Below are 25,066 nucleotides of genomic sequence, written 5' to 3' on the forward strand. Positions count from 1 at the left end.
TGGCAGACCTTAATGTATGGTTTCTGTGGTTGGTACTGTACGCAGATACACAAAGTAACTATTGAAAATAGTTTCTCTCTGCATCCGTATCAGGGAGGAACCGGGGCCAAGCCCCGAAAAGGTTTCTTACTTGAGTTCGACGGTAGCGCCGGCTTCTTCGAATTGTTTTTTGAGCTCTTCGGCTTCCTCTTTGGAGACACCCTCTTTGATAACAGTAGGAGTCTCTTCAACAGCGGCTTTAGCTTCTTTGAGGCCAAGACCGGTGACAGCACGGACTACTTTAATGACGTTGATCTTCTTCGCACCGGGGCTGGTCAGAACGACATCAAATTCAGTCTGCTCTTCTTCAGCCTCACCACCGGCAGCACCGGGAGCGGCAGCGACGACAGTCGCCTGGGCGGAAACGCCGAATTTCTCTTCAAACTCTTTGACCAGTTCGCTGAGCTCGAGAACGCTCAGATTGGAAATGAATTCAAGTACATCTTCTTTTGTACATGCCATGTTCTATCCTTTTGCTTATATATTATCACTTACAAAAGAGTCATCGCACCAGGCGTGACTCACCCTCGCTTATGCCTCTTCTTCTTTTTTCTGTCGAAGAGCATCCAATCCAATCGTAAAGTTGCGGATCGGAGCCATCCAGACATTTAGAAGCATACCGATCAGTTCGTCACGGCTGGGCAGTTTAGCCATAGCCATGATGGTAGCCAGGTCGACAGATTTGCCTTCCAGGGCACCGGCTTTGATTACAAAGCGGTTCTTGAACTCGGTTGCGGCTTTGTCGGCTGTTTTGCAGGTCGAAATCTGATCTTCGCCCCAAACCATCAGGTTGGTATCGCGAAGCTGCAGATCGTCGATGCCCGCATTTTTCAGTGCCAGGCTTGCCAGCGTGTTCTTGACGACTTTGACGTGCGCATCGTTCTGCGCCGCCAAATGGCGAACATGCTCGAGCTCCTGGCAGGTCAAACCTTTGTAGTCACAGACTACAATAGCGTTTGACTCGCTGAAAGCTGCAGTCAGCTCAGCGACAAGCTGCTCTTTTTCTGCTCTGGTCATCGTTTCTCCTTTCAGACTTCCAACAGGGCTTCCCCTGACAGGGCGATCTCCCAAAGATGGAAGATCGTATTTAAGCTTGCGCCCCTATTGTCTTCAGTCAAGATGAAGGCCCGATCAGGCCTTATTTGATCTCCATCAGCTCGTTGGTATCGAGCTTGACAGAAGGACTCATTGTCAGGCTGAGGGCTGCATTCTGAATGTAGCGCCCCTTGGCACTGGCAGGCTTGGCGCGGTTGATCTTTTCAACAAACGCCGTGAGGTTTTCGATCAACTCTTTTTCACCGAAACTTGCCTTGCCGATACCGGCATGCATATTTCCTTTTTTGTCGACCCGAAAGTTGACCTGACCACCCTTGGCGTTTTTGACAGCCTGGGCGACATCCATGGTTACGGTTCCCGTCTTGGGGTTTGGCATCAGACCTTTGGGCCCAAGGATCCGTGCGACTTTACCAAGGACACCCATCATATCGGGAGTGGCGATAACGATATCGAAATCGATATTTCCGTTTTGGATCTGCTCGATCAATTCGTCGCTACCGACCAAATCGGCACCGGCTGCTTTGGCCTCGTCGACCTTGTCACCTTTGGCAAAAACGGCGACACGGACATTTTTTCCCGTTCCGTGGGGAAGGACGACAGAACCGCGAATCATCTGATCCGCATGGCGTGGATCGACATTCAGGTTCATCGCGATCTCAACGGTTTCGTCGAATTTGGCAGATTTCAAGTCTTTGACCGTCTTGACAGCCTCTTCGACACCGTAAGCTTTGTTCTTATCGATTTTTTCGAGAAGAGCTTGTTTTCTTTTACTCATTTTCTTGGACATTTCATTCTCCGCTTAAATAGGCTCCCACTTTCTTTTGGATCCAAGTGGTCAAAGGATCAGTCGACGATTTCGACACCCATACTTCGGCAGGAACCGGCGATGATTTTCGCCGCTTGTTCCCGATCGTCGGTATTGAGGTCTTCAATCTTCAGATCGACGATTTTGAGCAGCTGTTCCTTGGTGATGGTAGCTACTTTGTTCAGAAGGGGGTTATCACTTCCCTTCTTGATACCGGCTTCCTTCATAATCAGGTCGCTAGCAGGCGGCTGCTTGGTTTCGAAGGTAAAGCTGCGGTCGGTATACACGGTGATTTCGACGGGGATTTTGAACCCCATCTTGTCTTTGGTTTTTTCGTTGAACGCTTTGCAGAACTCCATGATGTTTACACCGCGCTGACCGAGAGCGGGACCGACCGGAGGTGAGGGGTTGGCCTGTCCGGCAGGAATCATCAATTTGAATTTTTCAGCAATCTTCTTTGCCATCGTCTGTTCCTTACTTTAGATTATTTTTTCCACTTGGGTATAGTCGATCTCGACAGGAGTGTTCCGCCCGAAGATCGATACATTGAGCTTCAACTTTCCGTGATCAAGATCGTACTCCTCAACCATTCCGGTAAAGTTCGCAAATGGTCCATCAATAATACGTACCATCTCACCCGGTTCGAAATCGACTTTCGGACGGGGAGGTTTTTTGTTCTCCATCTTCTCCAGAATCAGCTTTATGTCCGATTCATTCAGGGGAGTCGGCGTCTTTTGCTCACCGATGAAGCGGGAGACTCGGGGAAGACTCTGGATTTTGTGCCAGAGATCGGTATCCAGATCGATATGTGCGAAGACATATCCGGAATAGAGCGAACGTTCCGTGATCTTTTTCTGGCCGTTTTTGACCTCGATCACCTCTTCGGTCGGGACAACGACCTTGTCGATGCGGTCCTGAAGACCGTAATCCTCGACCATCTGTTCGATCGCGCGTTTGACGGAGCGTTCACTTCCCGCATAGGTTTGGATTGCGTACCATTGATGAGCCATCGTTGAAAGCCTTGCTTATAGGGTTGAAGAGACAATGGCCGACATCAGCATGTCGACCAGTGCCAGGAAAATAGATATTACGGTCACTACAAGCACGACAGCTACGAAAGCTTGACGGACTTGTACCTTGGTAGGGAAGATGACCTTATCAAGTTCTACTTTTGCGTCTTTGATAAACTTTATCAGTTTGTTCATATCTACCTTCTTGATGGCAGGCCAAGAGGGACTCGAACCCCCGACACCTGGTTTTGGAGACCAGTGCTCTACCAACTGAGCTATTGGCCTATCTGATAAGAAGAGCGAAGCCTCTTAGAGCTTCATCTCTTTATGGACCGTATGGGTCTTACACCACTTGCAATACTTGCGCAGGGCGAGTTTCTCTGTGGTGTTTTTCTTGTTTTTGGTTGTGTGGTAATTGCGACGTGTGCACTTTTCACAACCGAGATGAACAGTTTCTCTCATCGTTACTCCAATCTTTACCGGTTAAACCGGCTTTGGGTGTAATTACTCGATAATCTTGGTAACAACACCGGCACCAACGGTCCGACCACCCTCACGGATAGCGAAGCGGGTTCCTTCTTCGAGAGCGATCGGAGCGATCAGCTCAACATTCAGCTTAACGTTGTCACCGGGCATAACCATCTCGGTACCCTCGGGGAGGATAACGGAACCGGTTACGTCGGTTGTCCGGACGTAGAACTGAGGACGATAGTTGTTGAAGAAAGGAGTATGGCGACCACCTTCCTCTTTGGTCAGGACGTAAACCTCAGCCTCGAACTTGGTGTGAGGAGTGATGGAACCGGGCTGGCAGAGAACCATACCGCGCTGAACATCCTCTTTGGCAGTACCACGGAGGAGGACACCACAGTTGTCACCTGCTTCACCGCAATCCATCTCTTTACGGAACATCTCGACACCGGTAACGGTCGTCTTCTGAGTATCTTTCAGACCAACGATCTCTACTTCGTCACCGACGCAGACTTTACCACGCTCGATCTTACCGGTAACAACGGTACCACGCCCCTGGATGGAGAAGATGTCCTCGATGGGCATCAGGAAGGGCTTGTCGGTCTCACGCTCGGGATCGGGAATGTAGTTGTCTACCTCTTCCATCAGCTTGAGGATCTTTTCAGACCACTCACCCAGTTGACCTTTTTTGGCCTCTTCGAGTGCCTGGTAGGCGGAACCGGCTACGATGGGAGTGTCGTCACCGGGGAACTCGTACTCGTTGAGGAGTTCGCGAACTTCCATCTCGACCAGTTCGAGCATCTCTTCTTTGTCCTCTTCATCAAGCTGATCTTCTTTGTTCAGGAAGACAACGATGTAAGGAACACCAACCTGGCGGGAGAGGAGGATGTGCTCACGAGTCTGAGCCATCGGGCCGTCGGTCGCGGCGATAACCAGGATCGCACCGTCCATCTGAGCCGCACCGGTAATCATGTTTTTGACGTAGTCGGCGTGGCCGGGGCAGTCGACGTGAGCGTAGTGACGCTTGTCAGTCTCATATTCAACGTGAGAAGTTGCGATGGTAATACCGCGCTCGCGCTCTTCGGGAGCGTTGTCGATCTGATCGTAGTCCATCATCTCCGAGTTGTTCTTGTTGGCAAGCACTGCAGTGATGGCAGCGGTCAGCGTAGTCTTTCCGTGGTCAACGTGACCGATGGTACCAATGTTGACGTGAGGTTTGGTACGCTCAAATTTTTCTTTAGCCATTGTGTTCTCCTAGCTTTGTAATTTGCGGCTGATATTATATCAGAATCTGCTTAGACCCCATGCCCAACACTATGGACAAGACTCCAACCCCGAGGTTGTACTCCTGTCCATATTCAGCCGATTAGTATGGTAGTCTGGAGCCCAGAAGCGGATTTGAACCGCCGACCTCTTCCTTACCAAGGAAGTGCTCTGCCCCTGAGCTATCTGGGCGTTGAAAAGATATGGTGAATTGTTATCAGTGTGTAAGCTTCAACTGTGAAGATACATTTTCAAAGAAAAATGCAGAACAGTTATTCAGCTCCCAGTATCTTTGGAGCGGGAGACGGGACTCGAACCCGCGACCCTCAGCTTGGAAGGCTGACGCTCTAGCCAACTGAGCTACTCCCGCGTCATTATGGTGGTGAGAGGAGGATTCGAACCTCCGAAGGCAAAAGCCAGCAGATTTACAGTCTGCCCTCGTTGGCCACTTGAGTATCTCACCATCGATAAAATAATACCGGTCAAACACTGACACGATTCTTTTTTGCAATGGAGCTGGTGATGGGACTCGAACCCGCGACCTGCTGATTACAAATCAGCTGCTCTAGCCAACTGAGCTACACCAGCACCGTGTTCCATCGCAAAATGGACCCGAATTATAATCGAGAGTTCCTTAAACAATCATTAAACAAGCGAGATTTTGACAATTTTCTTTCAGGCAATGGGGTATAATTCATCCATTACATAAGATTGGAGAAATTTTCTATGCTCAAAATACTCCTGGCTCCAAGCGAAGGAAAGCGGCAGGGCGGTTCCGGAACCTTTGATCCCTGCGCACTCCTCTTTGAAGAACTTTGCCCGCTTCGCAAGAGGCTTCTCTCGGTTTACCGGGATATACTGCAAAGCGGTGATCCTCATAGATTGCAAACCCTCTTCGGTCTTAAAAAGGAGGAGGAGATCAAATACTACGCCGCATTGGATCCCCTGAAAAGTCCCGTACTCAAAGCGGTCGAGCGTTACTCGGGAGTGGCCTATCAATATCTGGACTACCCTTCCCTCCCCGCCGAAGCGAAAGAGTATGTCGACAGACAGCTCATTATCTTCTCCAATCTTTTCGGTCCGGTCCGGGCCAGCGATCCCCTTCCGGAATACCGCCTGAAACAGGGAAACCCCTTGGGTGAACTTCGCACAGAACAGGAATACAAAGCGGCAGCCACACCGCTGCTGGACCGATCACTCGATTCGGTAGATATTCTGGATCTTCGCGCCGGCTACTACGACAAATTCTACAAACCCTCCCATCCTCATACAACGATGAAATTTCTCAAAAACGGCAAAGTGGTCAGCCATTGGGCCAAAGCCTATCGGGGATGGGTCTTGCGTCATTTGGCGCTTAACAGGGTCGAAAGTCTCGAGGAGCTTTTAGCCCTCCCGATCCCGGGATTGGAGCTTTTGGAGATCCGGGAAAAGAAAATCCGCAGAGAAATCCTCTATGCAATCGATGAGGATGCGCTTTGAGCGGTCTAAATATCTAGGCAATCTTTAGCTAGGAAAAGGAGAAGTATGTTCGAAATAGGTGCAAAAATAGATGCGGGATGGTCCAGCGACAACAAGCAGAAAAAGAAATCGAAGAGCTCGGAAGACGCTTTGCCTCCCGAAAAGCATACACTGAAAATCCGCCTGGAAAAGAGGCGGGGGAAATGGGTCACCCTGTGCAGCCCTTTCCGGCTTCCCCGCGAAGAGAAATCTCGACTCCTCTCCTCTTTGAAAAAAGAGCTCGGCTGCGGCGGGACTTTCAAAGAGGAAACACTCGAGCTTCAGGGGAAACGATCCGAAGAGCTCCGGCAAGCCCTGAAACAGAGAGGCTTTTCCAAAACAAACTGACTCAGATCTCCCAGGACCGTCTCAGAGATTCGACCAGTTCATAGGCCGCATCCAAGCGTTTCTCCCGTCGAATTCTTTTGAGGTACCCCTCCATCGCCATCGCAGCGACACGGCGGGACTTGGGGCGCTTGCGTCGCAGATGCTCGAAGGCGATCGCTGCGTTGATCAGTCCCTTGACCGGCGAAGCCAGGGGGTCATTGCGCCGGCGGAGGGGATGCCACGCCTCCTCCAGCACTTCGTGCGCTTCGAAAAATTCCCCCCGGCTCAGACAATGGCAAAATGCTCTCAAAGCCCCATCGAGATCTTCATTCTCCCTCGGCATTGTCCAGAACCTTTCGGGGATAGAAACGCTTGATCCTGTATCCGTCTCGGCTCATCTCGTCTTCCGGATCGAAATCGTACTCTTCAAAAAAATCATTGAGAATGGCTGCCAAATATTTGAGCCGATCCTCTACCGGAAGCTCGGGGAAGGTCTCACTCAAAAAACTATAGAGATCCCGATCCTGCAATTGTGCCCGGGTATGAAGTTTCAAAATATTTCCCCGACTCAGATCCAGTGCTTTCTCAGACATCAGAGATACCCCCTTTTCACTATCCCTGCAGCCATCGCCAGGGAGTAGCCGTCATTGTTATATCCTACTTCGTGACATTTTTCACTTCTGTCCACGCAGAAAAAATCCCGATCTTCCACAATCTCCTCCCATTGTGTGATTTTGCATTCCCGGATATGTTCAGCCACGCTATCACATATCATTTTCACTCCTCGCTACTTCATATCTAGGGCAGTCTGGCAAGAAGTCATTGATCTTCCTTTAAAGTCTTTCAATGTTTCCGACCACCCGCCCCACGATCTCTACCTGATCGGGAGACAATACTTCCGGAGTATAGAGAGGATTATCCGAAATCAGTTCCACCATCCCGTCCGCGCGGCGGCGTATTCTTTTGATGAAAAGACCGTTTCCCGTCGCCGCCACGAAAATCCCGTCCTTACTCGGGTCCGTCTGCTCTCGATCGATAAAGACGATCGAACCGTCAGGCAGTGTAGGCTCCATCGATTCACCTTCCACATGAATCGCTTCGATTCCTTTGGAAGGATAAGCTCCGACCAGATTCTCCATCAGCGTGCGGTCCACATCGATATACTCATAATTCTCATTGAAGACATCCGCCCCTCCCCCGGCACTGGCTCGGATATCGGCGAAATAGCGGACTCGGAAAAATTTCCCTGTCTCTTCCACCAGCATCTCCGCCGGCTGATCAAAAAATAGCCAGTTGATGCTGATCTTTCGCCGGGCACAGAACTCCATGATCTCCTTGTAGGGAATGGAGCCCCTTTTTTTCATCGTGGCGAATGTCGCTTGCCCGATCCCCAGTTCCGCCGCGACATCTTTGTCGTAAACCTTTCCGCCGATCTTTTTCGTCGAAATGATATCCTTTATTCTCTCGATCACTTCATTGAAATCCACCATAACTGCTCCTTAGTGCATTAATATTCTTAATTATAGTATCAATTTCTTTAAAATATGTCATATTGAAATATTGTGAGTGTGTATTTTAAATTTATGAAACAATTCTAAAATAAAAGATTTGGAAAGGGATGAAATGAAAATCAGGAAAGATAGAAAAATCCTTCTTCAAGCCCTGAAGTCGGGCTTGTCGACAGCTGCAGAGCTTGCCGCCTATATTCGCAGACTTGAAAGTGCCTCGACAAGGCTTAGCCTCAGCTCTCAGGCGTAAACGGACTCTTTTTTTAACTTCTTAGCCAGGAGAGCATAGAAGAGTGCACGATATTTGTTGCGGTTTGAGCTGCCCATCTCTTGACACACCTCTTTGATCACCGCATCAAGTTTGTCATCACTCTCCGTAAGCCCCAGTTTCTTTTTCAAAAAGTTCTTCCGTACTCGTTCCAACTCCGAAGCATCGGAGCAGGAAACGGTCTCGGCATCTCTATTGTAGATCGATGGCCCCAAGCCGTTGGTTACCTTCTCGATCAACTCCTCGTCTAGATTGAGGTTGAGTTCTTTGGCCGCTTTTTTGTAAAGGGCCAGCTTCTCATCTTTTTTGCTCATGTTCCTTCCTCCTTATTATTGTTCTGTGGATACGATTATATTATGCCACAAAATATAAAGAGAAAGTTGCAAAGTAATTACATCGTATCACTATCAATCGTGATCACCGTATGGACATTCCCCCGGGGATTGAAATCCGCAACCAACTTCATATGTTTTGGCTTTAGTTTTCCATAGAGCGTGTCAAAAATCTCATTGGCCGCATTTTCGTGGGAAATGTAACGGTCCATAAAACTGTTGATATAGAGTTTCAGCGCTTTGAGCTCGATGACCTTTTTATCCGGAACATAGCTCAGATGGAGCGTCGCAAAATCGGGATAGCCCGAGCGGGGGCATCTGCACATAAACTCAGGAAGCTCAATATCGATTGTATACTCTTTTTCATGCTCATTGGACCAAAAATTCTCTGCCCTATTGATATCGAAATCTTTGATCTCTTTCTCGCCGTATTTCATTCTAAGACTCCTTATTGTCTCTCAGGGGATTGTAGCGCTCAATGAGCTCCTCCTCTTTGAGGACTCTTCCGGTGGCAAATCCCTGGATATAGTCGACCCCCAACTCTTCAAGCTGATGGATTTTCTCTTTTTTGTCCACCCATTTGGCCACGGTCGTGATCCCCATCTCCTGAGCCATATTGATGAAAGACTTCAGTATGGAGAGGTTTTTTCCCGCTTCCACATCGAAGGTATATTCCCGATCGAATCGGATCATATCGAAGGGGAAATGCCTGAGATATTCCATCGAGGCATTGCTGGAACCGAAATTGTCCAGGCAGAGCCGAACGCCGCTGCGCTTGATTCGCTTCAAACGCTCCAGATACTCCTCCAGCCGATGGTGCCGCTGCCGCTCATAGAGTTCGACGATCAGGCGGCGGGGCGTGATACGCGAGTTTTCGATCCGTTGGAAAAACTCTTCCATGAAATGCTCTTTGCGCAGGGAAAAAGGAGAGAGATTGAAACTCAGAGAGAGTTCCTCGTCCAAGAGCAAAGCATCTTCCAAAACGCGCTCCAAGATCAAAAGATCGTAAACATCCCCGAGATCCCGGCGGTTGATGATAGGAAGAAAATCGCGTGGGGCGATCGGATTTCCCGAAGCATCCCGCATTTTTACCGCCACTTCATAGATATCCTTCTTCCCGGTCTTCAGGTTTTGGAGGGGACGGAAATGAAATTCCAAATCTTTTCGCTCCAAAGCATCGACTACCGCCTGTTCCTCTTCGGAGAGACTACGCGCATCAGAGATTTTAGCCGTTTGAAGTGCACGATCAAAACTCTCCCTTTGAGCCAGGAGATCTCTCAACTGCTCTACCGCTTTGTCCGGATCGTCGATATTGTTTCGTATCACAGCAAAAGCGCAATCTATTTCTATTCCGTCGATCTCGGTGTGAGTCCTACAGAATCGCTCTAATTCTTTCCGCACCGTTTCAGGTTCATCGTTGAGCGCCAGAAGAAATTCTCCTCCGTTTTTCCTGCCGATATATCCATCCTTTATATTCTGCTCAACGATTGCATCATCGAGCACCTCGACAAATCGCTTCAGAATATTGTCGGTACGCCTGACACCAAAATTTTCATTAATAACATTCAGGTTTTTAATCTGTATCGCGGCAAGTGTTTTAGGACGATATCGGTAGATTCTTTCCAAAAAAGCGTCATAGTGATAACTTTCGGTGGTCCGGTCCAAGAGTGTCTCTTTTCTACTCAATTCGAGAGCGAAGAAGACAAAATAGACGACAACGAAAACCATACCGCTAAAAACAAGGATCGATTCCGTTCCGATTTTAAAGGGCTCTTCTCTGAAGAAAAAGACATAGGTCAGAAGCAAAACGAAAATTAAAACCGGAACGGTAATCCTCAGAGCGAGCTTGAAGTGACGGGCGCGTTCTTCACGGACGGAACGCAACATCAGACATCCAGGTGTTTGACATCTTTGGCATGCGTTTCGATGTAGTTTCTACGCGGTTCCACTTCGTCACCCATAAAGAGCATAAAGGTTTTATCCGCCTCCTCGAAATCTTCGATGGTGATCTGCAGGAGGCGGCGGTTCTCTGGATCCATTGTGGTTTCCCAAAGCTGCTCCGGGTTCATTTCCCCCAGACCCTTGTAACGCTGGATATAGGCGCCTTTTCGTGCAGAGGCCAGGATTTTATCCAGCAGCTCCAACAGGTCCTTGTCGCGGAACTCGTCGGTGAGCCGCTCCCGGATCTTGTCGTAGATGTAGAGGGCTTCGTTATAGTGGGGGTTGGTGAAGAGTTGGTCATCGACGATCAGTTCCTCCAATCCCTCGTTGGTCTGGACATAGTAATGGATCTTCTCCTCGGTGACATTGCGGTTGAGGATATTGTAACCGAGACTCAGAATATACTCTTCGAGTGCCGCCGCCAACTTTTGGTTCTCTTCTCCCACCATATCGGGATGTTCGATCATATAGCGGATCACTTCGGCCAGGGCAAACCGTTTGTCCAACTCTTTGAGGGTCATCTGATAATAGGCGACCAGTTTGAAGAGTTCGATCAGATCCTGCTTGCCCATACTCTCCGACTCCAGCACATCGATCCCGTTCTCGATCAGGAAATCGTTAAGCGCCTTGTCGTCCTTGAGGTAGGTTTCATTCTTCCCCTTTTTATAGCGGTAGAGGGGGGGCTGGGCCAGATAGAGATAGCCTTTTTCGATCACCGGACGCAGAAAGCGGAAGAAGAAGGTCATCAGCAGGGTCTGAATGTGACTCCCGTCGACGTCGGCGTCGGTCATGATGATGATTTTGTGGTAGCGAAGCTTCTCTTCGTTGAACTCATCACCGATCCCGCAGCCCAGGGCCGTGATCATATTTTTGATCTCGTCGGATTTGAGGATCTTTTCCAGACGTGCCTTTTCGACGTTGAGAATCTTTCCCTTCAGCGGCAGGATCGCCTGGAAGACCCGGTCACGCCCCTGCTTGGCGGAACCGCCGGCGGAGTCACCCTCCACCAGATAGAGTTCGCTGATACCGGGGTCCTTGCTCTGGCAATCGGCCAGTTTGCCCGGGAGAGTACCGACGCTCATGGAGTCCTTGCGCTTGACCAAATCTTTGGCCCGCTTGGCCGCTTCGCGCCCTTTGGCCGCCAGAAGGACGTGGTTCATGATCGCTTTGGCTTCAATGGGGTTCTCTTCGAGGTATTTGCTTATCCGCTCATAAGTGAATTTCTGTACCAGGGGACGGACATAGCTGCTCCCCAGCTTTCCTTTGGTCTGCCCTTCGAACTGGGGCTCGGGAACCCGAACGGAGACGACGGCCACCAAGCCCTCTTTGGTATCATCACCGCTGATTTTGGTGTTACGTTCTTTGGCGTTGGCGTTTTTGGAGATGTAGTTGGAGATGGCCCGGGTCAATCCGGCACGAAATCCCGCTTCGTGGGTCCCGCCGTCAGCGGTTTTGATGTTGTTGACGAAACTAATAACTTTATCGCTGTCGGCATTTTGGTACATAAAGGCCAGATCCATCTCGATATCGTCCGCCTTCCCCTCGAAGAGCTGGGGGGAGGAGAGGAGTTCTTTGGTATGCATATCCTCGACGAATTGGCGGATACCCCCCTCGAAGTGGTAACTCTCTTTGAGGCCGTTGCGCTCATCTTTGAAATCAATGGTGATACGGGAGTTGAGATAGGCTAGCTCTTTGAAGCGCTTGGTGAGAATCTCGTCTTTGAACTCCACCGTTTCTGTGAAAATGGTGTGATCGGGCCAGAATTCAATCTTGGTTCCTGTCTTGCGAGTCTTACCGGTCACTTCCAAGGGTGTGACGGGGATCCCCTTCTCAAACCACTGCTCATAAACCTGTCCTTCCCTAAAAACAGTCAAATGGAGTTTTTCGGAAAGCGCATTGACGACAGAGACCCCGACGCCGTGCAGACCCCCGGAGACTTTGTAGGTATCCTTGTCGAATTTTCCACCGGCGTGAAGCACCGTCAGAACCACCGTCGCCGCAGGAATCTTCTCGGTAGGGTGCTCTGCGACGGGAATCCCCCGCCCGTTATCTTCGATGATCGCCGAACCCTCGCCGGTGAGGGTCACTTTGATCTTGTCACAATAGCCCGCCATCGCTTCGTCGATGGAGTTGTCCACCACTTCGTAAATCAGATGGTGCAGCCCTTTGACCGAAGTGTCCCCGATATACATTCCCGGGCGCTTGCGGACCGCTTCGAGCCCTTTGAGTACTTTGATATTTCCGGCACCGTATTCAGCCATAAATCACGCTCCATATCCCGGGAATGTCCCGGAAAAATTATAAAATCATTAGATTATATCGAAAAAAGGTTGCTGAAGGGCTAAAAAGAGGGCAAAGTGAAAAGTGGGCGTCTAAAGAATTTTGAGAACCTCCACCGTTTCCCCGGCATCTTTGTCTCCCTCATCTTCGGAAGTATAGAGCAGACCCACCGGCCCCAGCATATTGGTCAGGATGGCGCTGGTCCCGCTCTTTTTCCCCTGGAAATCCACGAAATACTCCCCGGATTCCAGGCGCAGATTGCAGGCGGTAAACTCTGCCTTTTTGGAGCGCTTTTTAAAGGGCTCTCGCAATGTGGCCCTCACCCGTTCGATGGGGTTTTGGGTATTTTGGAGCTTCATAATCAGCGGAACGACATAAAGCAGCGCCGTGACCGTCGAAGAGTAGGCAAAACCCGGCAGCGCCACGATGAACTGATCTCCCCGGCGGGCCACCATAATATGCTGCCCGGGCTTGATCCTCACCCCTTTGAAAAGGACTTCGGCATCCAGGGCATAGACCACATCTTTGACGAAATCGAAATCCCCCACGCTCACCCCGCCGGTACTCACGACGATATCGGCCTGGACCAGGGCATTGTCCACCGCTGCGGCGATCCGTTTCCGATCATCCCCCACACATCCCATATGGATTGCCTCGGCCCCGTAGCGCTCGACGATAGCACCGATGGTGTAATTGTTTGAGCTGCGGATCTGCCCGGTGTGACTTTGGGGCTCCCCCAGCTCCAAGAGCTCCGATCCGGTGGCCAGGATCGCCACCCTCGGCTTGGCATAAACGGTCACGTGGCAGCGGTTGAGACTGGAGAGCACTCCGATCTGGGGATAGTCGATGGGGGTTCCCGCGGCGATCAGCCGCTCACCTTCGACATAGTTCTCCCCCACCGGCCGGACCGAAAAACCATAGGGCACCGGCTCGTCGATGATGATCTCATCCCCCTCGACAGTGACATTCTCGATCGGGATCAGAGTATCGCTCCCCGGGGGCATCAGGGAGCCGGTAAAAGTTTTGATCGCTTCCCCAGGCCGAAGCTCCTCCAGCTCAGAGTTTCCGGCGGGGTTGATCCCAGAGATCTTCAATCGACCCAGCGCCAAATCCTCGTGACGCACCGCATAACCGTCCATCCCCGAAGTGGGGGCTTCGGGAGAATTCTCCTCGGCGACGATATCCTCCGCGAGAATATATCCCCGGGCCGAAAGCAGAGGCCGACGCTCCATTTTATAGGTTCCGATTTGCTGTTCGTTTAAAATTTTCATCGATTCATCAAAATGCATAAAAGACATTGAAAAGTTCCTTTTCAAAGTTAATAGTTAACAGTTAATAGTGAAAAGTTATGGTGCGGACTATGCCCGCGTTTAAAATAAAGGCTTTGCGCTGCAACGCAAACCGAAATCATTCACCTTTCACCATTCATCATTCACCGCTTTTGGCCTCCGGCCAAAAGCCCCGCTCCCTCCATCGGCGTGCTGCGATCTTCGGCATAGATCCGCTTCCCGCCGACAACATCATACTTCCAAATGGGAGCGTTGGCTTTGAAATCCTCCACGAACTCGTCGATCAGTTCCAATGCCACCCGGCGTCTGGGGGAAAAGACCGCCGCCACATAAGAAGAAGTATGCACCGGGACATCACCGATGGAGTGGGCCATTTTGATCTTCGCCCCCCGCTGTGCAGCCCGCTCCTGCCAAGCATCGAACCAGTTGCGCAGCACCGGCTCGTAAATGTCGAAACTCAGAGCTTCGATCCCATCCTCCGCCCGGATCGTCCCCACAAAGGGGACATAGGCCCCATAGTTGGATTCAGACTCCTCATCCAGCCAGCGCCCGAAGATCTCTTTCACATCTAGCGGACCATTGTAAAGCTCCATCCCTCCAGAACCATTCTCTTTCTCAAACTCCTCACTCCTCACTCCTCACTCCTCACTCGTGAATTCGCTCATCCGCCGCACACCGGCGGCAAGATCGAAACCCTGTCCCCGTCTTTTAGAGGATGGTTGGGATCTTTGACCATCACATCGTTAACGGCCACGGCACACTTCTCCAGCCAGGGGCGGATCGTCTCCTCTTCAAAGAGCACCTTGGAGAGCTCCGCTAGGGAAGAGACTTCCAGCTCCATCGGCTCTCGTGCGATCGGCCCCAGAAACTCCACTTTGACCATACTAACCCCCCTCACTCGGAATCGGAACGATTATACCAAAAGGGAAGCTTGGGATATAATGGCACGAGTGAATGAGGAATGAGGAATGAGGAATGAGGAATGAGGAATTAGAGAACACTTTGCGTAAGAAGGTATTTACATCAAAAAAAATCCAAAATCCAAAATCCAAAATCTTTCATCCTTCATCTTCCATCCTCCATCTTCTATCTTCCATCCGGCATAAGACTCTCAAAGGAGCCTTATGCTGAAATTCGGCTCCATCTCCTATCTCAACCTCCTTCCCTTTCAAGTCTATATGAAGCGGCGCACCCCTTCGACCCAATTTGCCCAAATGCTTCGCTGGCAGCGGGCGGTTCCCAGTGTCATCAACCGCCGCTTCAGACGCCACGAGATCGATGCAGCCTTTATCTCCAGCATCGCCAGCGCCAAAGCGCCCTGCACCGATCTAGGCATCGTCGCCGACGGGGCGGTACGCAGTGTGCTGTTGATCCCCGGGAGCCGGCAGGATGACCGGGAATCCGCCAGCTCTAATGCCCTGGCACAGGTTCTGGGATTGGAAGGAAGAGTCCTCATCGGAGATAAGGCGTTGGTCCATTATCTCGAGGGAGGTGAGGGAATCGATCTGGCAGAGGTTTGGAAAGAACGCACCGGACTCCCCTTTGTCTTTGCCCGCCTCTGCTACACCCGCAACGGCAAAAAAATCCGCCGGCTGGCCCGAGACTTCGCCCGCCGGGAACGGCACCGCATTCCGGGCTATCTACTCAAACGCGCGGCGGCCAAGCGAGATATCTCTCCCAGAGAGCTGCAGTGGTATCTGGAACATATCGACTACCGCCTCGGATGGAAAGAGAAAAAGAGCCTTCAGCGCTTCTTGAAAGCGGCTAGACGATTGAGAATGGAAAATTGAGAATGGCGAATTTAGGATTCTTTTTTTCTGGTTCCCACGTTAACGTAGGAATCCACACGATAGCTATTACAAGCATATGCATATGCATTCCCACGCGCAGCGTGGGAACGAGGAGAGGAGAAAAAGGAATATAGAGGTTGCGGAGGCCTCACCCTACTCTTTGGGCTCCAGCGTTTCAATCGCCTTTTCGATCCGCGCGATCGTCTCCTCCTTGCCCAAAATCGCCATCACCTCATCCATCCCGGGACCGCTCATCTTCCCCAGCAAAGCCACCCGCAGAGGCTGGCCGATCTTTCCGAAACCGATCTCCCGCTCCTTGACAAACTCTTCCATCAGCCTATGGTAATCGCTGGGTAGATGAAGTCCCTCAGCCTCCCGAAGCTTGGCGGCAAAGGCACGCAGAATCTCGAAGGCTTCCCCTTTGAATGCCTTTTTGACCGCTTTGGGATCGTATTCGGCGGGGGCTTCGAGGATCATTTGGATATTCTGCGCCAGCTCCACAAGGGTTTTGCTCCGCTCTTTGGTAGCATCGAGCAGAAATTCCATCCGGTCGTGATCGCCGATCGAAACCCCGAAATCCTCCAGGAGTTTCGCCAGCTTCTGATTGGGGGTGTTTTTGATGTAGTGAGCGTTGAGCCAGAGGAGCTTGTCCAGATTATAGCTCGAAGCGCTCTTGTTGATCTCGTGGGGATCGAACCACTCCAGCATCTCTTCGCGGCTGAAGATCTCCTGATCCCCGTGGCTCCAGCCCAGGCGCACCAGGAAATTGAGTAGCGCTTCGGGCAGGAAGCCCTGACGTTTGTACTCCATCACATCCATCGCACCGTCCCGTTTGGAGAGCTTGCGGCCCTGCTCGTTGTGGATCATCGGCACGTGGTAGAAGCGCGGCGGGGTCAAACCCAACGCTTCGTAAACCACCAGCTGTTTGGGAGTGTTATAGAGATGGTCGTCTCCCCGGATTACGTCGGTCAATCCCATCAGGGCATCATCGATCGCGACGACGAAGTTATAAGTCGGCGTCCCGTCACTGCGAGCGATGATGAAGTCATCCACTTCACTGGCGGCGATCCGGATCTCCCCTTTGACCCCGTCGGTAAAGACGATCTCCCCTTCCGTGGGGGCTTTGATCCGAATCACCGGGGCCACCCCCTCCGGAGGCGTCCCGGTGAAATCCCGGTAGCGGCCATCGTAGCGGGGACGTTCGCCCCGCGCCATCTGCCCCGCGCGCAGAGCGTCGAGCTCCTCTTTGCTCATATAGCACTTGTAGGCTTTACCCTCTTCCAGGAGCTGATCGATGTATTTTTTGTAAAGGTCGAAACGCTGGGATTGATAGACCACATCTCCGTCATAATCGAGACCTACCCAGTCGAAGGCTTCCAGAATGGCGGAAAGCGCCTCCTCCTTGTTCCGGCTCAGGTCGGTATCTTCGATCCGCAGAAGGAACTTTCCGCCGTTACGGCGGGCCCAGAGCCAGGAGAAGAGGGCCGTGCGCAGGCCCCCGATATGCAAATACCCCGTGGGAGAGGGGGCGAAACGGGTAACAACCATCATTGTGCCTTTGTCAAGAAATCTTTGAGGGAATTTTACCCCAAAAGGGTTAAGGGCACCTCTGAAGCCCCTGGATGTGCATCACATCACCGGCTTTTGTCTAAGCAAGGCGCACTTTTAAAGTCCTGACCATAGCCAAGTCGAAAAAGTGCAACGACGCATAGGCGAAAGCTGGTGAATGCCAAAAGGGTGGGCTTTAGATGCACCTTTGGGAAGGAGTGTATTCGGGAACAATCTCTTTGAGTAAGACCCGCTTATCTTTCGCCTCCAATAGGTGCCGGATATCTGCGCGGAGCTTTTCGATGGGATAGTTGCTCCGTCCCGCCACATAGATCGACTCGTAACGGGTCTTGCACTCGGCATCATTAATCAAAAGCTCTTCGTAGAGTTTTTCTCCCGGGCGCAATCCGGTGTAGACGATATCCACCTCCCCCTCTTTACCGTAGAGGCGGATCATTTTCCGGGCCAGATCGACGATCTTGACCGGCTCCCCCATATCGAGGATAAAGAGTTCTCCCCCCTGGGCCATCGCCGCCGCCTGCAAAACCAGTTGACACGCTTCGGGGATCAGCATAAAATAGCGGGTCATCTCCGGATGGGTCACCGTCACCGGACCGCCCGCTTCGATCTGGGCTTTGAATTTGGGGACCACACTTCCGCTGGAACCCAGGACGTTCCCGAAACGTACCGAAACGATCTCTGTCCTGTCATTGGGAACATTCTGGGCATAAAGCTCGATGATCCGCTTGGTGGCCCCCATCACATTCGTCGGGCGCACCGCTTTGTCGCTGGAGATATTCACCACTTTCTCCACCCCGTAGCGGATGCTCAGATCGATGACATTCATCGCTCCCAGAATATTGTTCTCTATCGCTGTATCGGGATTGAGCTCACAGAGGGGCACATGTTTGAAGGCAGCGGCGTGGATGACAACGTCGGGGTGCTCCGCTTTGAAAACCTCCTCCAGCCGTTCCCTGTCCAGCACAGAAACCAGGCGGGGAACGATCCGATCCTTTTCCAACTCTTCGCTGATGCGGTAGAGATTGTATTCCGAATTCTCCACCAGAATCAGACGCTTCGCCCCATAAGCGAGACACTGACGGCAAATTTCACTTCCGATACTCCCCCCGGCGCCGGTGATGAGAATCCTTTTTCCCTGAAGAAATGCCCCGATGGCCTCCCGGTCCAGATCCTTGGGCCGACGGGCAAGCAGCTCTTCGATGGGAATCTCTTCCAAACGCTCCTTCCCCTCACCCAGAAGACGAATTTTCTTGATCTCCCGGACCCCCAGATTTTCAAGACGTTCGATCAGACGGTTGAGCTCTTTCGCTTCCAGTTCCTCCGCGACGATCACCGTATGGATCCGGTAACGTCCGATCAGTTCTTCAAGCCGGTCCGGAGCGTATATCCTCAGATTTTCAATGCGGCTTCCCTCCAGACCGGGGTCCTTCCAGGCGACAATCGCCTCCGGCTTGTAAGCAGATTCGGCCTGGGTGACCGCCTTGATCACAGCGGGACCACCTCCACCCGTCCCCACAATCAGGGTCGGTTTGTACCCGCCACGTATCCCCGATTCCATCAGCACCCTTTTGGCCATACGCAGACCGCTCAGGAGCAGGAAAGAGAGGAAAAAGTCGATGATAAAAACACTTCTAGGAAAGGGCAGGAAGTCGCTACGGAAAAAATAGAGAACAATACCGAAGAGTCCATAAGCCACGATGTGGGCTTCCAGCACACGCCGCACATCTCCTAAACCGAAAAAACGCCAGACAATTCGATACTGCCCCCGCCAAGCCATTGCCGCGATCTTCAGAGCCGTTAGCACGGTATAAATGAGCCAAAAGTGGTCCAAATATTTGGGAGGAATATGAAAATTGAAACGGAGAAGATAGGCGCTGTAGAGTGTAAATAATGAGAGTAGGATATCCGCCAATAGAAAAAAGATGAAGCGTTTTCCGGCAGTAGGATGCAGCCACTTTTCCAGGTTCATACCAACTCCCGCCGCAAGACCGACGCCACCCGTTCCACATCTTCTCGGCCCATCGCGGTTCCGCTGGGCAGACAGAGTCCTCGTGCGAAAAGTTCCTCGCTCACTGCTCCCCCGTAACATTTTGCCCCGGCGAAGAGGGGCTGGCGGTGCATCGGTTTCCAGAGAAGACGCGCCTCGATATTCGCCTCTTCCAAGGCTTGAATGATCCGCATCGGATCCCCCTGGGCCAAGGTCAGGGTTGTCAGCCATCGGTTGCCCCGGCTACCGGGGATCTCAGGCATCCATTCGATCCCCTCCAAATCACTGAGTGCCTCCCGGTACCACTCGAAGATCTGCCGCTTCTCCTCGATCCGCTCCGGCAAAATTTCCATTTGCCCCACACCGATAGCCGCCAGGACATTGCTCATACGGTAGTTGTATCCCAATTCTTCGTGCTCATACCAGGGAAAAGGCTCCCTCGCCTGAGTGGCAAGTTTTCTCGCATGGGCGATCGCCTCTTCTTCATCGGAGACCAGCATCCCTCCACCACTGGTGGTGATGATCTTGTTGCCGTTGAAAGAATAGATTCCGAAGCGGCCGAAGGTCCCACTCTGGCGTCCATTCAGTGTAGCCCCCAGGCTTTCGGCCGCATCTTCGATCAGAGTGACTCCGTGGGCTTCACAAAGCTCGGCGATTTGATCTACCTTGGCACATTGGCCATAGAGATGGGTCAGAATGAAAGCCTTGGGTTTCTCCCGCAGGATCGCCTCTTCCACCAGCTTGGGATCGGCATTCCAATGCTTGTCGGAATCGACAAAGACCGGCTCGGCCCCCTGATAGAGGATCGGAGCTACCGATCCGACAAACGTAAAAGTCGAGGCGAGCACCCGGTCCCCCTCTCCCACTCCGGTGAGGCGCAGGGCCAAATGAATCGCCGCCGTCCCCGATGAGAGCGCCGCTGCAGCCTTTACCCCGGAAAAAGAAGCAACCGCCTCCTCGAAGCGATCCACGAAGGCCCCCAGCGGCGCGATGTAGTTGCTTTCGAAAGCCTCTTGGATATAACGAAGTTCATTCCCACCCATATGAGGAGGAGAGAGGTAAAGACGTTTAGACATGGCCACCCTTTATTGTCTGCCATAGAATGGACAAATCTTTCCTGATCGACCACTCTTCGAGATATTGACGGTTGATCCGGACCTTTTCAGGCCAGATCACTTCGCGATTGTGACGCTCCGGATCTTCTACTCTGGCCAGAAGCTCCTCCTCGTTTCGAAACCTCAGCGATGCCGGGCCGGTGATCCCGGGAGGTACGGAGAGGATGATTCGATCCTCTCCCTCCAATCGATCGGCAAAACCCGGCACATCGGGACGAGGGCCCACCAGGCTCATCTCCCCTTTTAAGACATTGAAGATTTGCGGCAACTCGTCGATCTTGAGACGGCGAAAGATTTTTCCACTCCGGGTAATCCGGGGATCGATCCCGGTTGTCACCGTCGAATCGAATCCTTCGATTTGCTTCATCGTTCTAATCTTGATAAGACGAAAAGGGCGTCCCCCTTCTCCAATCCTCTCCTGAAGGAAAAACCCGTTTTCTCCCGTTTCAAGAGCAGCGATGACCCACGCCACAGCAATCACGGGAAGCAGCGCAGGAAGGAGCAGGAGTGAGAACGACAAATCAAAGAGCCTTTTAATTCGCCTTTTATGCCGTGTAAACATCCTCACCTCTTGAGACGATAGATCCGGGTATAGGGAGAAAGAACAACCGGCTCGAACAAACGATCATCATAATTGCCCAACATAAACATTTGCACATAGAGCGACCTAAAGGTTTGATTGTCCATCAAAATGATCCGGCGGTAGCTCTTCAGATAAACGGCACTGTATTTCCCCTCCGGACGATAGTTAAAGGTCTCTGTCTTGATCTTCATGTCCTTCTGCAGGGCCGCTACTGCCAAACGTTTTAACGGAATCTTTTTCTCTCGCCCCTCAAGAAGATATCCCGATTTCAGATCAAGGAGAAGGCCATTGGAGAGTCGGATCATATCTCCCTCCCCTCCAATAGGGGTCGTCGTCATAAACAAAGGTTTCCTCAGAGCTTTTCCTGTCTTCAGATCCAGGTCGCCGAAGAGCATAACCGTCGGGAAGATCCCCATCATCCGATAGGGAAGATAGAGATAGATTTCCCGACTCTTTTTTGGAAGGGGATACGAATCGGCAGCCAAACGGTCGAGTAGCAGGCTCGGATCATTCTTGGAAAAAATCCTAGGGGCCACTTTTCGATGTTCGGGGTCCGTGACATAACTCTCAACTGCCAAGCGTGCCAAATTCGCCGCCAAAGTCGGAGAATCGGTCTGAAGGATTTTCGAAACGATAAAATTGTCTTCGTCGTGTTTCCCGCCATCGATGAGCGTACAGGTATCGGAGTAGAACCAGATCGGATAGCCATAATCCCACCAAGAAATCGTATAGTCCCGGGAAGAGGCATTCCGATCCAGTTTCACCAAATCTTTCACCTCGTCCCGGTTAAACACTGTAGGGACTTTATATCCGATGATATGTGTAATATTGGGGTAAAGCATCGCGAGTGTGGCAATAACAGGCAGTCCGAGTGCCAGGCGACGATCTTTGAGCTGCTCTCCAATCCACACAAAGAGATAAACCGCCGCCAATGCCGCCACAGGAACCGCATAAACGGTAAAACGCAAACCACCCCACCAGGCAAAGAAGCCGATTCCCATCAATGGCAACGATAAAACGAAAGGCCGATATTTCCAAAGCAGCAGCAAATAACCGATCAGCGCGAGGAAAAAGGCAGGAATCGATCCGCTGATACGATCGGCAAAAATTTCAAAGGGGATCCTCCCGGCCTCCCGAACCGTCTGATTGACCGCAAAGAAGTGTAGTTTCCCTTCGGTATTGGTTCCGGTAACCACATAGGTTTGGACCTTGTGCCAGATCAGAGGGAAGACATCCCCCAGGACCAGAAAGAGCACAAAAAGTCCCCCAGCACTCCAAATGAGTTTTTGAAGTGGAATGTTCGCCCGGCACAGAAAAATATAGAGCCCTCCGATCAGGAGCAGATGAACCCCATACTCCCAGGGAACCGGAAGTTTGAACGGGGTCAGAGCAACGAAGACAAGGATCAGAGATTCATAGGTCACCCGCTCTTTTCGATGCTGCCAAATGAGATAGGCGGCATAAATCAAGCCCATCGCGAAAACGATCGCCCTCCCCTGATCATAGAGAAAAGGATAAAGAGCAATAGCGATCGCAGCGTAAAGGGCAGTCTGAAGCCGAAAGTCGACAACACTCTTCATCAAAAAATAGAGAATGAACATCGGCGCCATAGCGCTGAACATATCTGTATCGTAATAACCGAACATCGTGCGGTTGTAGTAACTCCAGGTGATCGAAGCCAGCAAAGCCGCCAAAAATCCCCAAAGAGTCCGGCCGAACAAGCTTCCGATGAGGACCACAGGGATGACAACCAATGAAGAAATGAAACCGGAAAGGTAGAGAATAACCGTCTCTAGACTTAAATGGGTCCATTTGACGATCCACGTACTGATCGCCACAAGGCCGTAATCCCAGAACCGGGGAATTCTCGGGTTATTTATATGCATTCCATAGAGTGCTTGCTGCACTCCCGAAGCAAAGAAATAACCGTCGTTGGTATTGATCATCAATTGACCATTCCAGAAAAACTCGGGATGCCGGATGGCCCACTGTATCCATATAAAACGTACGACCACACTAAAGAAGTAGGCTATCGCTATCAATAAAAGCAATTTCCCATTATGGATTCTTCCTTGGTGACTTTCATTCCAAAATTTCATCGTAGCCTCTTGTATAAATATCGTTTGACACTTCCTGGAGAGATATTGACCAGAAAAAGAGCCAAGGCATAAAGATAAGCATCAAAATTATAGCCTAGCGTCCGTATTACTTCGATTCGGTCACGAAAATCACGCCAAGCCTTCTTGATGCCTCCCCTGCGGTCAAAAAAAGAGGGGCTGACCCGAACCCGAACAAGCACCTCGGGGATATTGGCGAAACGACATCCATCCTCAAAACCCTTCATCCACATTAAGGTATCTTCATTCCGCAGTGATTTCGTGGGGTAGAACCCCGCTTTTTCGAAAAATGTGCGACGGTAGAAAGCGGTGACATGCGCCAATGGCACCCTCTTTTTGAAAAAACAATACATTTCATCGTGAGTCAGAGGATAGGTTACCTTTTTTATGTACTCACCATCATCAGAAAACTCCTCAATATATCCCCCCACTACGTCGATATCAGGATGAGCCTCCATAAAATTAAACTGTTTTTCTATACGGTAAGGCATAGATATATCATCTGCGTCCATTCTGGCAATATACTTATATTTATCTACAGCCAACTTAAGTAAACTGTTGAGGCTATAAGCCAAACCAAGATTTTTTTTATTTTCTCCAATAAATTTAATATTTCCTTTTTTAAATTCAGAATAAAGGAAATTTTTTATATTTTCATTAATTTGACCATCAATCCATATATGGATATCGGCTTTAATGGTCTGCTCATATAGGCTTCCTAATGATTCTCTTAGAAGAGGCAAGCTGTCCCCTTTATAAACGCTCATTATAACAACTATACTTTTCATAATTCAAAACTTGCTTTCTCTGGGAATTTATCTTCTAAAAAATTTGTCAATTTCTTTAAAATATCATCAGACTCTTCATCTCTATAGTTGTCATAAATAGAAACAAAATTAAAATTAGCATCTTTTAATTCTTCCAAGATGGACTCAAGAGCTGTATAAGAAGTGATATTGGCATAGTAAAAATCATTATATTTATATGGATAAAATTTTCCGGTTGCTAAATGATAATATCTATAAAGATATTGAGTTAAATCATTGTCGCTCCTAAATCTATTCTTGGAACACTCAAGCATGGGTTTTTTGAATCTTTCATAGACCTCTTTGAGAACTGAGAGAGTGTATGGCTGTGCATTATGCCAGTGGGATATAAAAAAATATCTCCTATATAAGTTAAGTAATAGAAAATTACTTATTTTATCCTTCATGGAATAAGTAGGATTAAAAAATACATTCCTCTTGTCTTTTATTTTACTTGGGGTGGTTATAGAATTTATTAGTTTAATATTATTATTAAGGGATTTTACCCAGCTTGAGTCATCTCTTAAAAATTGATATATCCTATTTCTCGGAATCCAGCCGTGCACCAGAAAATCAACAGGTTTATCATCCACAAAAAATCTATCTTTAGTAAGTCTATTAAATATAAGAAAATCATCATTTAAATAAATAAACTTTTCACTGACATTTTTTAGGTTTGCCAAATTCATTTCTATTGAAGAAGAATTGAAAGTAGGTAAATGGGTTTTATCAAAATACAATTCTTCATGTATTATAAGATTTATTTTCGGATGATCGAAATTCAACCATTCCGGCTTCTGCCCATTTGTTATCAAATGTATTTTATTATACCAAGGGCAATATTTTTCTATACTTCTCAAGGCATATTTAAGTGTCTTTGTGTCCCTGTATCTAATGATACCTTTATCATTATCATACATATTGCACAAATCAGGAGAATAATAGTCTTTTGATTTTTGCCAATCCTTATCATTTGCATCAACCCAAGGCAATACAAAATCTATTTCGTCAGACAT

Annotated in this window: 29 protein-coding genes and 5 tRNA genes; 3 read left to right on the forward strand and 31 right to left on the reverse strand. The window is 50.0% G+C overall.

Annotated elements, in window-relative coordinates; all coding sequences use genetic code 11:
* Nucleotides 1-126 precede the first annotated feature (126 nt).
* The 13 genes from rplL to NITSA_RS09935 form a co-directional block, all read right to left on the reverse strand.
* Nucleotides 127-501 carry a 50S ribosomal protein L7/L12 gene (gene rplL / locus NITSA_RS09880; protein ID WP_013554893.1) on the reverse strand — a complete coding sequence of 125 codons (375 nt, stop codon included), beginning with the start codon at nucleotides 499-501 and terminating at the stop codon, nucleotides 127-129.
* Nucleotides 502-570: 69 nt separating this feature from the next.
* Nucleotides 571-1,056, reverse strand: coding sequence for a 50S ribosomal protein L10 (gene rplJ / locus NITSA_RS09885; protein WP_013554894.1), 486 nt, complete (start codon nucleotides 1,054-1,056; stop codon nucleotides 571-573).
* Between the two features lie 121 nt (nucleotides 1,057-1,177).
* Nucleotides 1,178-1,882 carry a 50S ribosomal protein L1 gene (rplA, locus tag NITSA_RS09890; protein ID WP_013554895.1) on the reverse strand — a complete coding sequence of 235 codons (705 nt, stop codon included), beginning with the start codon at nucleotides 1,880-1,882 and terminating at the stop codon, nucleotides 1,178-1,180.
* Nucleotides 1,883-1,938: 56 nt separating this feature from the next.
* A complete protein-coding gene (gene rplK / locus NITSA_RS09895; protein WP_013554896.1) occupies nucleotides 1,939-2,364 on the reverse strand; it encodes a 50S ribosomal protein L11 in 426 nt (141 codons plus the stop codon).
* Between the two features lie 15 nt (nucleotides 2,365-2,379).
* Nucleotides 2,380-2,910, reverse strand: coding sequence for a transcription termination/antitermination protein NusG (nusG, locus tag NITSA_RS09900; protein ID WP_013554897.1), 531 nt, complete (start codon nucleotides 2,908-2,910; stop codon nucleotides 2,380-2,382).
* Between the two features lie 15 nt (nucleotides 2,911-2,925).
* Nucleotides 2,926-3,105 (reverse strand): preprotein translocase subunit SecE, encoded by a 180-nt coding sequence (gene secE, locus NITSA_RS09905; protein ID WP_013554898.1) that lies wholly within the window; start codon nucleotides 3,103-3,105, stop codon nucleotides 2,926-2,928.
* A 14-nt stretch (nucleotides 3,106-3,119) separates the two neighbouring features.
* Nucleotides 3,120-3,195, reverse strand: a tRNA-Trp gene (locus NITSA_RS09910).
* A gap of 24 nt (nucleotides 3,196-3,219) precedes the next feature.
* Nucleotides 3,220-3,372: a 50S ribosomal protein L33 gene (rpmG, locus tag NITSA_RS11205; RefSeq protein WP_013554899.1), complete on the reverse strand. Its 153-nt coding sequence runs from the start codon at nucleotides 3,370-3,372 to the stop codon at nucleotides 3,220-3,222.
* A gap of 42 nt (nucleotides 3,373-3,414) precedes the next feature.
* Nucleotides 3,415-4,623: an elongation factor Tu gene (gene tuf, locus NITSA_RS09915; protein ID WP_013554900.1), complete on the reverse strand. Its 1,209-nt coding sequence runs from the start codon at nucleotides 4,621-4,623 to the stop codon at nucleotides 3,415-3,417.
* A 135-nt stretch (nucleotides 4,624-4,758) separates the two neighbouring features.
* Nucleotides 4,759-4,833 (reverse strand) — tRNA-Thr (locus tag NITSA_RS09920).
* Between the two features lie 101 nt (nucleotides 4,834-4,934).
* Nucleotides 4,935-5,011, reverse strand: a tRNA-Gly gene (locus NITSA_RS09925).
* 7 nt (nucleotides 5,012-5,018) lie between these two features.
* Nucleotides 5,019-5,104, reverse strand: a tRNA-Tyr gene (locus NITSA_RS09930).
* Between the two features lie 48 nt (nucleotides 5,105-5,152).
* Nucleotides 5,153-5,229, reverse strand: a tRNA-Thr gene (locus NITSA_RS09935).
* 138 nt (nucleotides 5,230-5,367) lie between these two features.
* Between NITSA_RS09935 and NITSA_RS09940 the strand changes: the two genes are divergently transcribed.
* Both NITSA_RS09940 and NITSA_RS09945 read left to right on the forward strand, forming a co-directional pair.
* Nucleotides 5,368-6,120: a YaaA family protein gene (locus tag NITSA_RS09940; RefSeq protein WP_013554901.1), complete on the forward strand. Its 753-nt coding sequence runs from the start codon at nucleotides 5,368-5,370 to the stop codon at nucleotides 6,118-6,120.
* A gap of 45 nt (nucleotides 6,121-6,165) precedes the next feature.
* Complete coding sequence (locus NITSA_RS09945; RefSeq protein WP_013554902.1) at nucleotides 6,166-6,486, forward strand: translation initiation factor; 321 nt, start codon at nucleotides 6,166-6,168, stop codon at nucleotides 6,484-6,486.
* A 1-nt stretch (nucleotide 6,487) separates the two neighbouring features.
* On the opposite strand, the gene NITSA_RS10980 is transcribed toward NITSA_RS09945, so the two are convergent.
* The 11 genes from NITSA_RS10980 to NITSA_RS10000 form a co-directional block, all read right to left on the reverse strand.
* Entirely contained in the window at nucleotides 6,488-6,808 is a 321-nt protein-coding gene (locus tag NITSA_RS10980; RefSeq protein WP_013554903.1) for a DUF309 domain-containing protein, read from the reverse strand.
* Nucleotides 6,792-7,058, reverse strand: coding sequence for a hypothetical protein (locus NITSA_RS09955; protein ID WP_013554904.1), 267 nt, complete (start codon nucleotides 7,056-7,058; stop codon nucleotides 6,792-6,794). Before NITSA_RS09955 ends, NITSA_RS10980 begins: the two co-directional genes overlap by 17 nt.
* Complete coding sequence (locus NITSA_RS09960) at nucleotides 7,058-7,240, reverse strand: hypothetical protein (protein ID WP_013554905.1); 183 nt, start codon at nucleotides 7,238-7,240, stop codon at nucleotides 7,058-7,060. Before NITSA_RS09960 ends, NITSA_RS09955 begins: the two co-directional genes overlap by 1 nt.
* Nucleotides 7,241-7,298: 58 nt before the next feature.
* Nucleotides 7,299-7,955, reverse strand: a complete 657-nt coding sequence (locus NITSA_RS09965) for a LexA family transcriptional regulator (protein WP_013554906.1) — start codon at nucleotides 7,953-7,955, stop codon at nucleotides 7,299-7,301.
* A gap of 258 nt (nucleotides 7,956-8,213) precedes the next feature.
* Complete coding sequence (locus NITSA_RS09970; protein ID WP_013554907.1) at nucleotides 8,214-8,555, reverse strand: DUF2853 family protein; 342 nt, start codon at nucleotides 8,553-8,555, stop codon at nucleotides 8,214-8,216.
* Nucleotides 8,556-8,632: 77 nt separating this feature from the next.
* Complete coding sequence (gene queF / locus NITSA_RS09975) at nucleotides 8,633-9,010, reverse strand: preQ(1) synthase (RefSeq protein WP_013554908.1); 378 nt, start codon at nucleotides 9,008-9,010, stop codon at nucleotides 8,633-8,635.
* A gap of 1 nt (nucleotide 9,011) precedes the next feature.
* Complete coding sequence (locus NITSA_RS09980; protein ID WP_013554909.1) at nucleotides 9,012-10,460, reverse strand: EAL domain-containing protein; 1,449 nt, start codon at nucleotides 10,458-10,460, stop codon at nucleotides 9,012-9,014.
* Nucleotides 10,460-12,775: a DNA topoisomerase (ATP-hydrolyzing) subunit B gene (gene gyrB / locus NITSA_RS09985; protein WP_013554910.1), complete on the reverse strand. Its 2,316-nt coding sequence runs from the start codon at nucleotides 12,773-12,775 to the stop codon at nucleotides 10,460-10,462. The genes NITSA_RS09980 and gyrB overlap by 1 nt, the downstream gene beginning before the upstream one ends.
* A gap of 111 nt (nucleotides 12,776-12,886) precedes the next feature.
* Nucleotides 12,887-14,092 carry a molybdopterin molybdotransferase MoeA gene (locus tag NITSA_RS09990; protein ID WP_013554911.1) on the reverse strand — a complete coding sequence of 402 codons (1,206 nt, stop codon included), beginning with the start codon at nucleotides 14,090-14,092 and terminating at the stop codon, nucleotides 12,887-12,889.
* A gap of 134 nt (nucleotides 14,093-14,226) precedes the next feature.
* Complete coding sequence (locus NITSA_RS09995; RefSeq protein ID WP_042204445.1) at nucleotides 14,227-14,676, reverse strand: molybdopterin synthase catalytic subunit; 450 nt, start codon at nucleotides 14,674-14,676, stop codon at nucleotides 14,227-14,229.
* A gap of 68 nt (nucleotides 14,677-14,744) precedes the next feature.
* On the reverse strand, nucleotides 14,745-14,966 hold the full coding sequence (locus NITSA_RS10000; RefSeq protein ID WP_013554913.1) for a MoaD/ThiS family protein: 222 nt from the start codon (nucleotides 14,964-14,966) through the stop codon (nucleotides 14,745-14,747).
* Nucleotides 14,967-15,207: 241 nt separating this feature from the next.
* Here NITSA_RS10000 and NITSA_RS10005 point away from each other — a divergent pair, with 241 nt between their 5' ends.
* Nucleotides 15,208-15,873, forward strand: coding sequence for an MqnA/MqnD/SBP family protein (locus NITSA_RS10005; protein ID WP_013554914.1), 666 nt, complete (start codon nucleotides 15,208-15,210; stop codon nucleotides 15,871-15,873).
* Between the two features lie 153 nt (nucleotides 15,874-16,026).
* Here the strand turns inward: NITSA_RS10005 and gltX are convergent, their stop codons facing one another.
* The 7 genes from gltX to NITSA_RS10040 form a co-directional block, all read right to left on the reverse strand.
* A complete protein-coding gene (gene gltX / locus NITSA_RS10010) occupies nucleotides 16,027-17,421 on the reverse strand; it encodes a glutamate--tRNA ligase (protein WP_013554915.1) in 1,395 nt (464 codons plus the stop codon).
* A gap of 196 nt (nucleotides 17,422-17,617) precedes the next feature.
* On the reverse strand, nucleotides 17,618-19,411 hold the full coding sequence (locus NITSA_RS10015) for a polysaccharide biosynthesis protein (RefSeq protein ID WP_013554916.1): 1,794 nt from the start codon (nucleotides 19,409-19,411) through the stop codon (nucleotides 17,618-17,620).
* Nucleotides 19,408-20,505: a UDP-N-acetylbacillosamine transaminase gene (pglE, locus tag NITSA_RS10020; protein WP_013554917.1), complete on the reverse strand. Its 1,098-nt coding sequence runs from the start codon at nucleotides 20,503-20,505 to the stop codon at nucleotides 19,408-19,410. Before pglE ends, NITSA_RS10015 begins: the two co-directional genes overlap by 4 nt.
* Complete coding sequence (locus tag NITSA_RS10025; protein ID WP_013554918.1) at nucleotides 20,498-21,106, reverse strand: sugar transferase; 609 nt, start codon at nucleotides 21,104-21,106, stop codon at nucleotides 20,498-20,500. Before NITSA_RS10025 ends, pglE begins: the two co-directional genes overlap by 8 nt.
* Nucleotides 21,107-21,108: 2 nt before the next feature.
* Nucleotides 21,109-23,226 (reverse strand): STT3 domain-containing protein, encoded by a 2,118-nt coding sequence (locus NITSA_RS10030; RefSeq protein ID WP_013554919.1) that lies wholly within the window; start codon nucleotides 23,224-23,226, stop codon nucleotides 21,109-21,111.
* Nucleotides 23,223-24,011 (reverse strand): glycosyltransferase, encoded by a 789-nt coding sequence (locus NITSA_RS10035; RefSeq protein WP_169308544.1) that lies wholly within the window; start codon nucleotides 24,009-24,011, stop codon nucleotides 23,223-23,225. Before NITSA_RS10035 ends, NITSA_RS10030 begins: the two co-directional genes overlap by 4 nt.
* 17 nt (nucleotides 24,012-24,028) lie before the next feature.
* On the reverse strand, nucleotides 24,029-25,066 hold the full coding sequence (locus NITSA_RS10040; RefSeq protein WP_013554921.1) for a Stealth CR1 domain-containing protein: 1,038 nt from the start codon (nucleotides 25,064-25,066) through the stop codon (nucleotides 24,029-24,031).

The organism is Nitratifractor salsuginis DSM 16511, assembly GCF_000186245.1.
Taxonomy (GTDB): Bacteria; Campylobacterota; Campylobacteria; order Campylobacterales; family Sulfurovaceae; genus Nitratifractor; species Nitratifractor salsuginis.

Coding starts and splice junctions, on each gene's coding strand:
- rplL (WP_013554893.1), bottom strand. CDS start 501: ATGGCATGTACAAAAGAAGATGTACTTGAATTCATTTCCAATCTGAGC.
- rplJ (WP_013554894.1), bottom strand. CDS start 1,056: ATGACCAGAGCAGAAAAAGAGCAGCTTGTCGCTGAGCTGACTGCAGCT.
- rplA (WP_013554895.1), bottom strand. CDS start 1,882: ATGTCCAAGAAAATGAGTAAAAGAAAACAAGCTCTTCTCGAAAAAATC.
- rplK (WP_013554896.1), bottom strand. CDS start 2,364: ATGGCAAAGAAGATTGCTGAAAAATTCAAATTGATGATTCCTGCCGGA.
- nusG (WP_013554897.1), bottom strand. CDS start 2,910: ATGGCTCATCAATGGTACGCAATCCAAACCTATGCGGGAAGTGAACGC.
- secE (WP_013554898.1), bottom strand. CDS start 3,105: ATGAACAAACTGATAAAGTTTATCAAAGACGCAAAAGTAGAACTTGAT.
- rpmG (WP_013554899.1), bottom strand. CDS start 3,372: ATGAGAGAAACTGTTCATCTCGGTTGTGAAAAGTGCACACGTCGCAAT.
- tuf (WP_013554900.1), bottom strand. CDS start 4,623: ATGGCTAAAGAAAAATTTGAGCGTACCAAACCTCACGTCAACATTGGT.
- NITSA_RS09940 (WP_013554901.1), top strand. CDS start 5,368: ATGCTCAAAATACTCCTGGCTCCAAGCGAAGGAAAGCGGCAGGGCGGT.
- NITSA_RS09945 (WP_013554902.1), top strand. CDS start 6,166: ATGTTCGAAATAGGTGCAAAAATAGATGCGGGATGGTCCAGCGACAAC.
- NITSA_RS10980 (WP_013554903.1), bottom strand. CDS start 6,808: ATGCCGAGGGAGAATGAAGATCTCGATGGGGCTTTGAGAGCATTTTGC.
- NITSA_RS09955 (WP_013554904.1), bottom strand. CDS start 7,058: ATGTCTGAGAAAGCACTGGATCTGAGTCGGGGAAATATTTTGAAACTT.
- NITSA_RS09960 (WP_013554905.1), bottom strand. CDS start 7,240: ATGATATGTGATAGCGTGGCTGAACATATCCGGGAATGCAAAATCACA.
- NITSA_RS09965 (WP_013554906.1), bottom strand. CDS start 7,955: ATGGTGGATTTCAATGAAGTGATCGAGAGAATAAAGGATATCATTTCG.
- NITSA_RS09970 (WP_013554907.1), bottom strand. CDS start 8,555: ATGAGCAAAAAAGATGAGAAGCTGGCCCTTTACAAAAAAGCGGCCAAA.
- queF (WP_013554908.1), bottom strand. CDS start 9,010: ATGAAATACGGCGAGAAAGAGATCAAAGATTTCGATATCAATAGGGCA.
- NITSA_RS09980 (WP_013554909.1), bottom strand. CDS start 10,460: ATGTTGCGTTCCGTCCGTGAAGAACGCGCCCGTCACTTCAAGCTCGCT.
- gyrB (WP_013554910.1), bottom strand. CDS start 12,775: ATGGCTGAATACGGTGCCGGAAATATCAAAGTACTCAAAGGGCTCGAA.
- NITSA_RS09990 (WP_013554911.1), bottom strand. CDS start 14,092: ATGTCTTTTATGCATTTTGATGAATCGATGAAAATTTTAAACGAACAG.
- NITSA_RS09995 (WP_042204445.1), bottom strand. CDS start 14,676: ATGGAGCTTTACAATGGTCCGCTAGATGTGAAAGAGATCTTCGGGCGC.
- NITSA_RS10000 (WP_013554913.1), bottom strand. CDS start 14,966: ATGGTCAAAGTGGAGTTTCTGGGGCCGATCGCACGAGAGCCGATGGAG.
- NITSA_RS10005 (WP_013554914.1), top strand. CDS start 15,208: ATGCTGAAATTCGGCTCCATCTCCTATCTCAACCTCCTTCCCTTTCAA.
- gltX (WP_013554915.1), bottom strand. CDS start 17,421: ATGGTTGTTACCCGTTTCGCCCCCTCTCCCACGGGGTATTTGCATATC.
- NITSA_RS10015 (WP_013554916.1), bottom strand. CDS start 19,411: ATGAACCTGGAAAAGTGGCTGCATCCTACTGCCGGAAAACGCTTCATC.
- pglE (WP_013554917.1), bottom strand. CDS start 20,505: ATGTCTAAACGTCTTTACCTCTCTCCTCCTCATATGGGTGGGAATGAA.
- NITSA_RS10025 (WP_013554918.1), bottom strand. CDS start 21,106: ATGTTTACACGGCATAAAAGGCGAATTAAAAGGCTCTTTGATTTGTCG.
- NITSA_RS10030 (WP_013554919.1), bottom strand. CDS start 23,226: ATGAAATTTTGGAATGAAAGTCACCAAGGAAGAATCCATAATGGGAAA.
- NITSA_RS10035 (WP_169308544.1), bottom strand. CDS start 24,011: ATGAGCGTTTATAAAGGGGACAGCTTGCCTCTTCTAAGAGAATCATTA.
- NITSA_RS10040 (WP_013554921.1), bottom strand. CDS start 25,066: ATGTCTGACGAAATAGATTTTGTATTGCCTTGGGTTGATGCAAATGAT.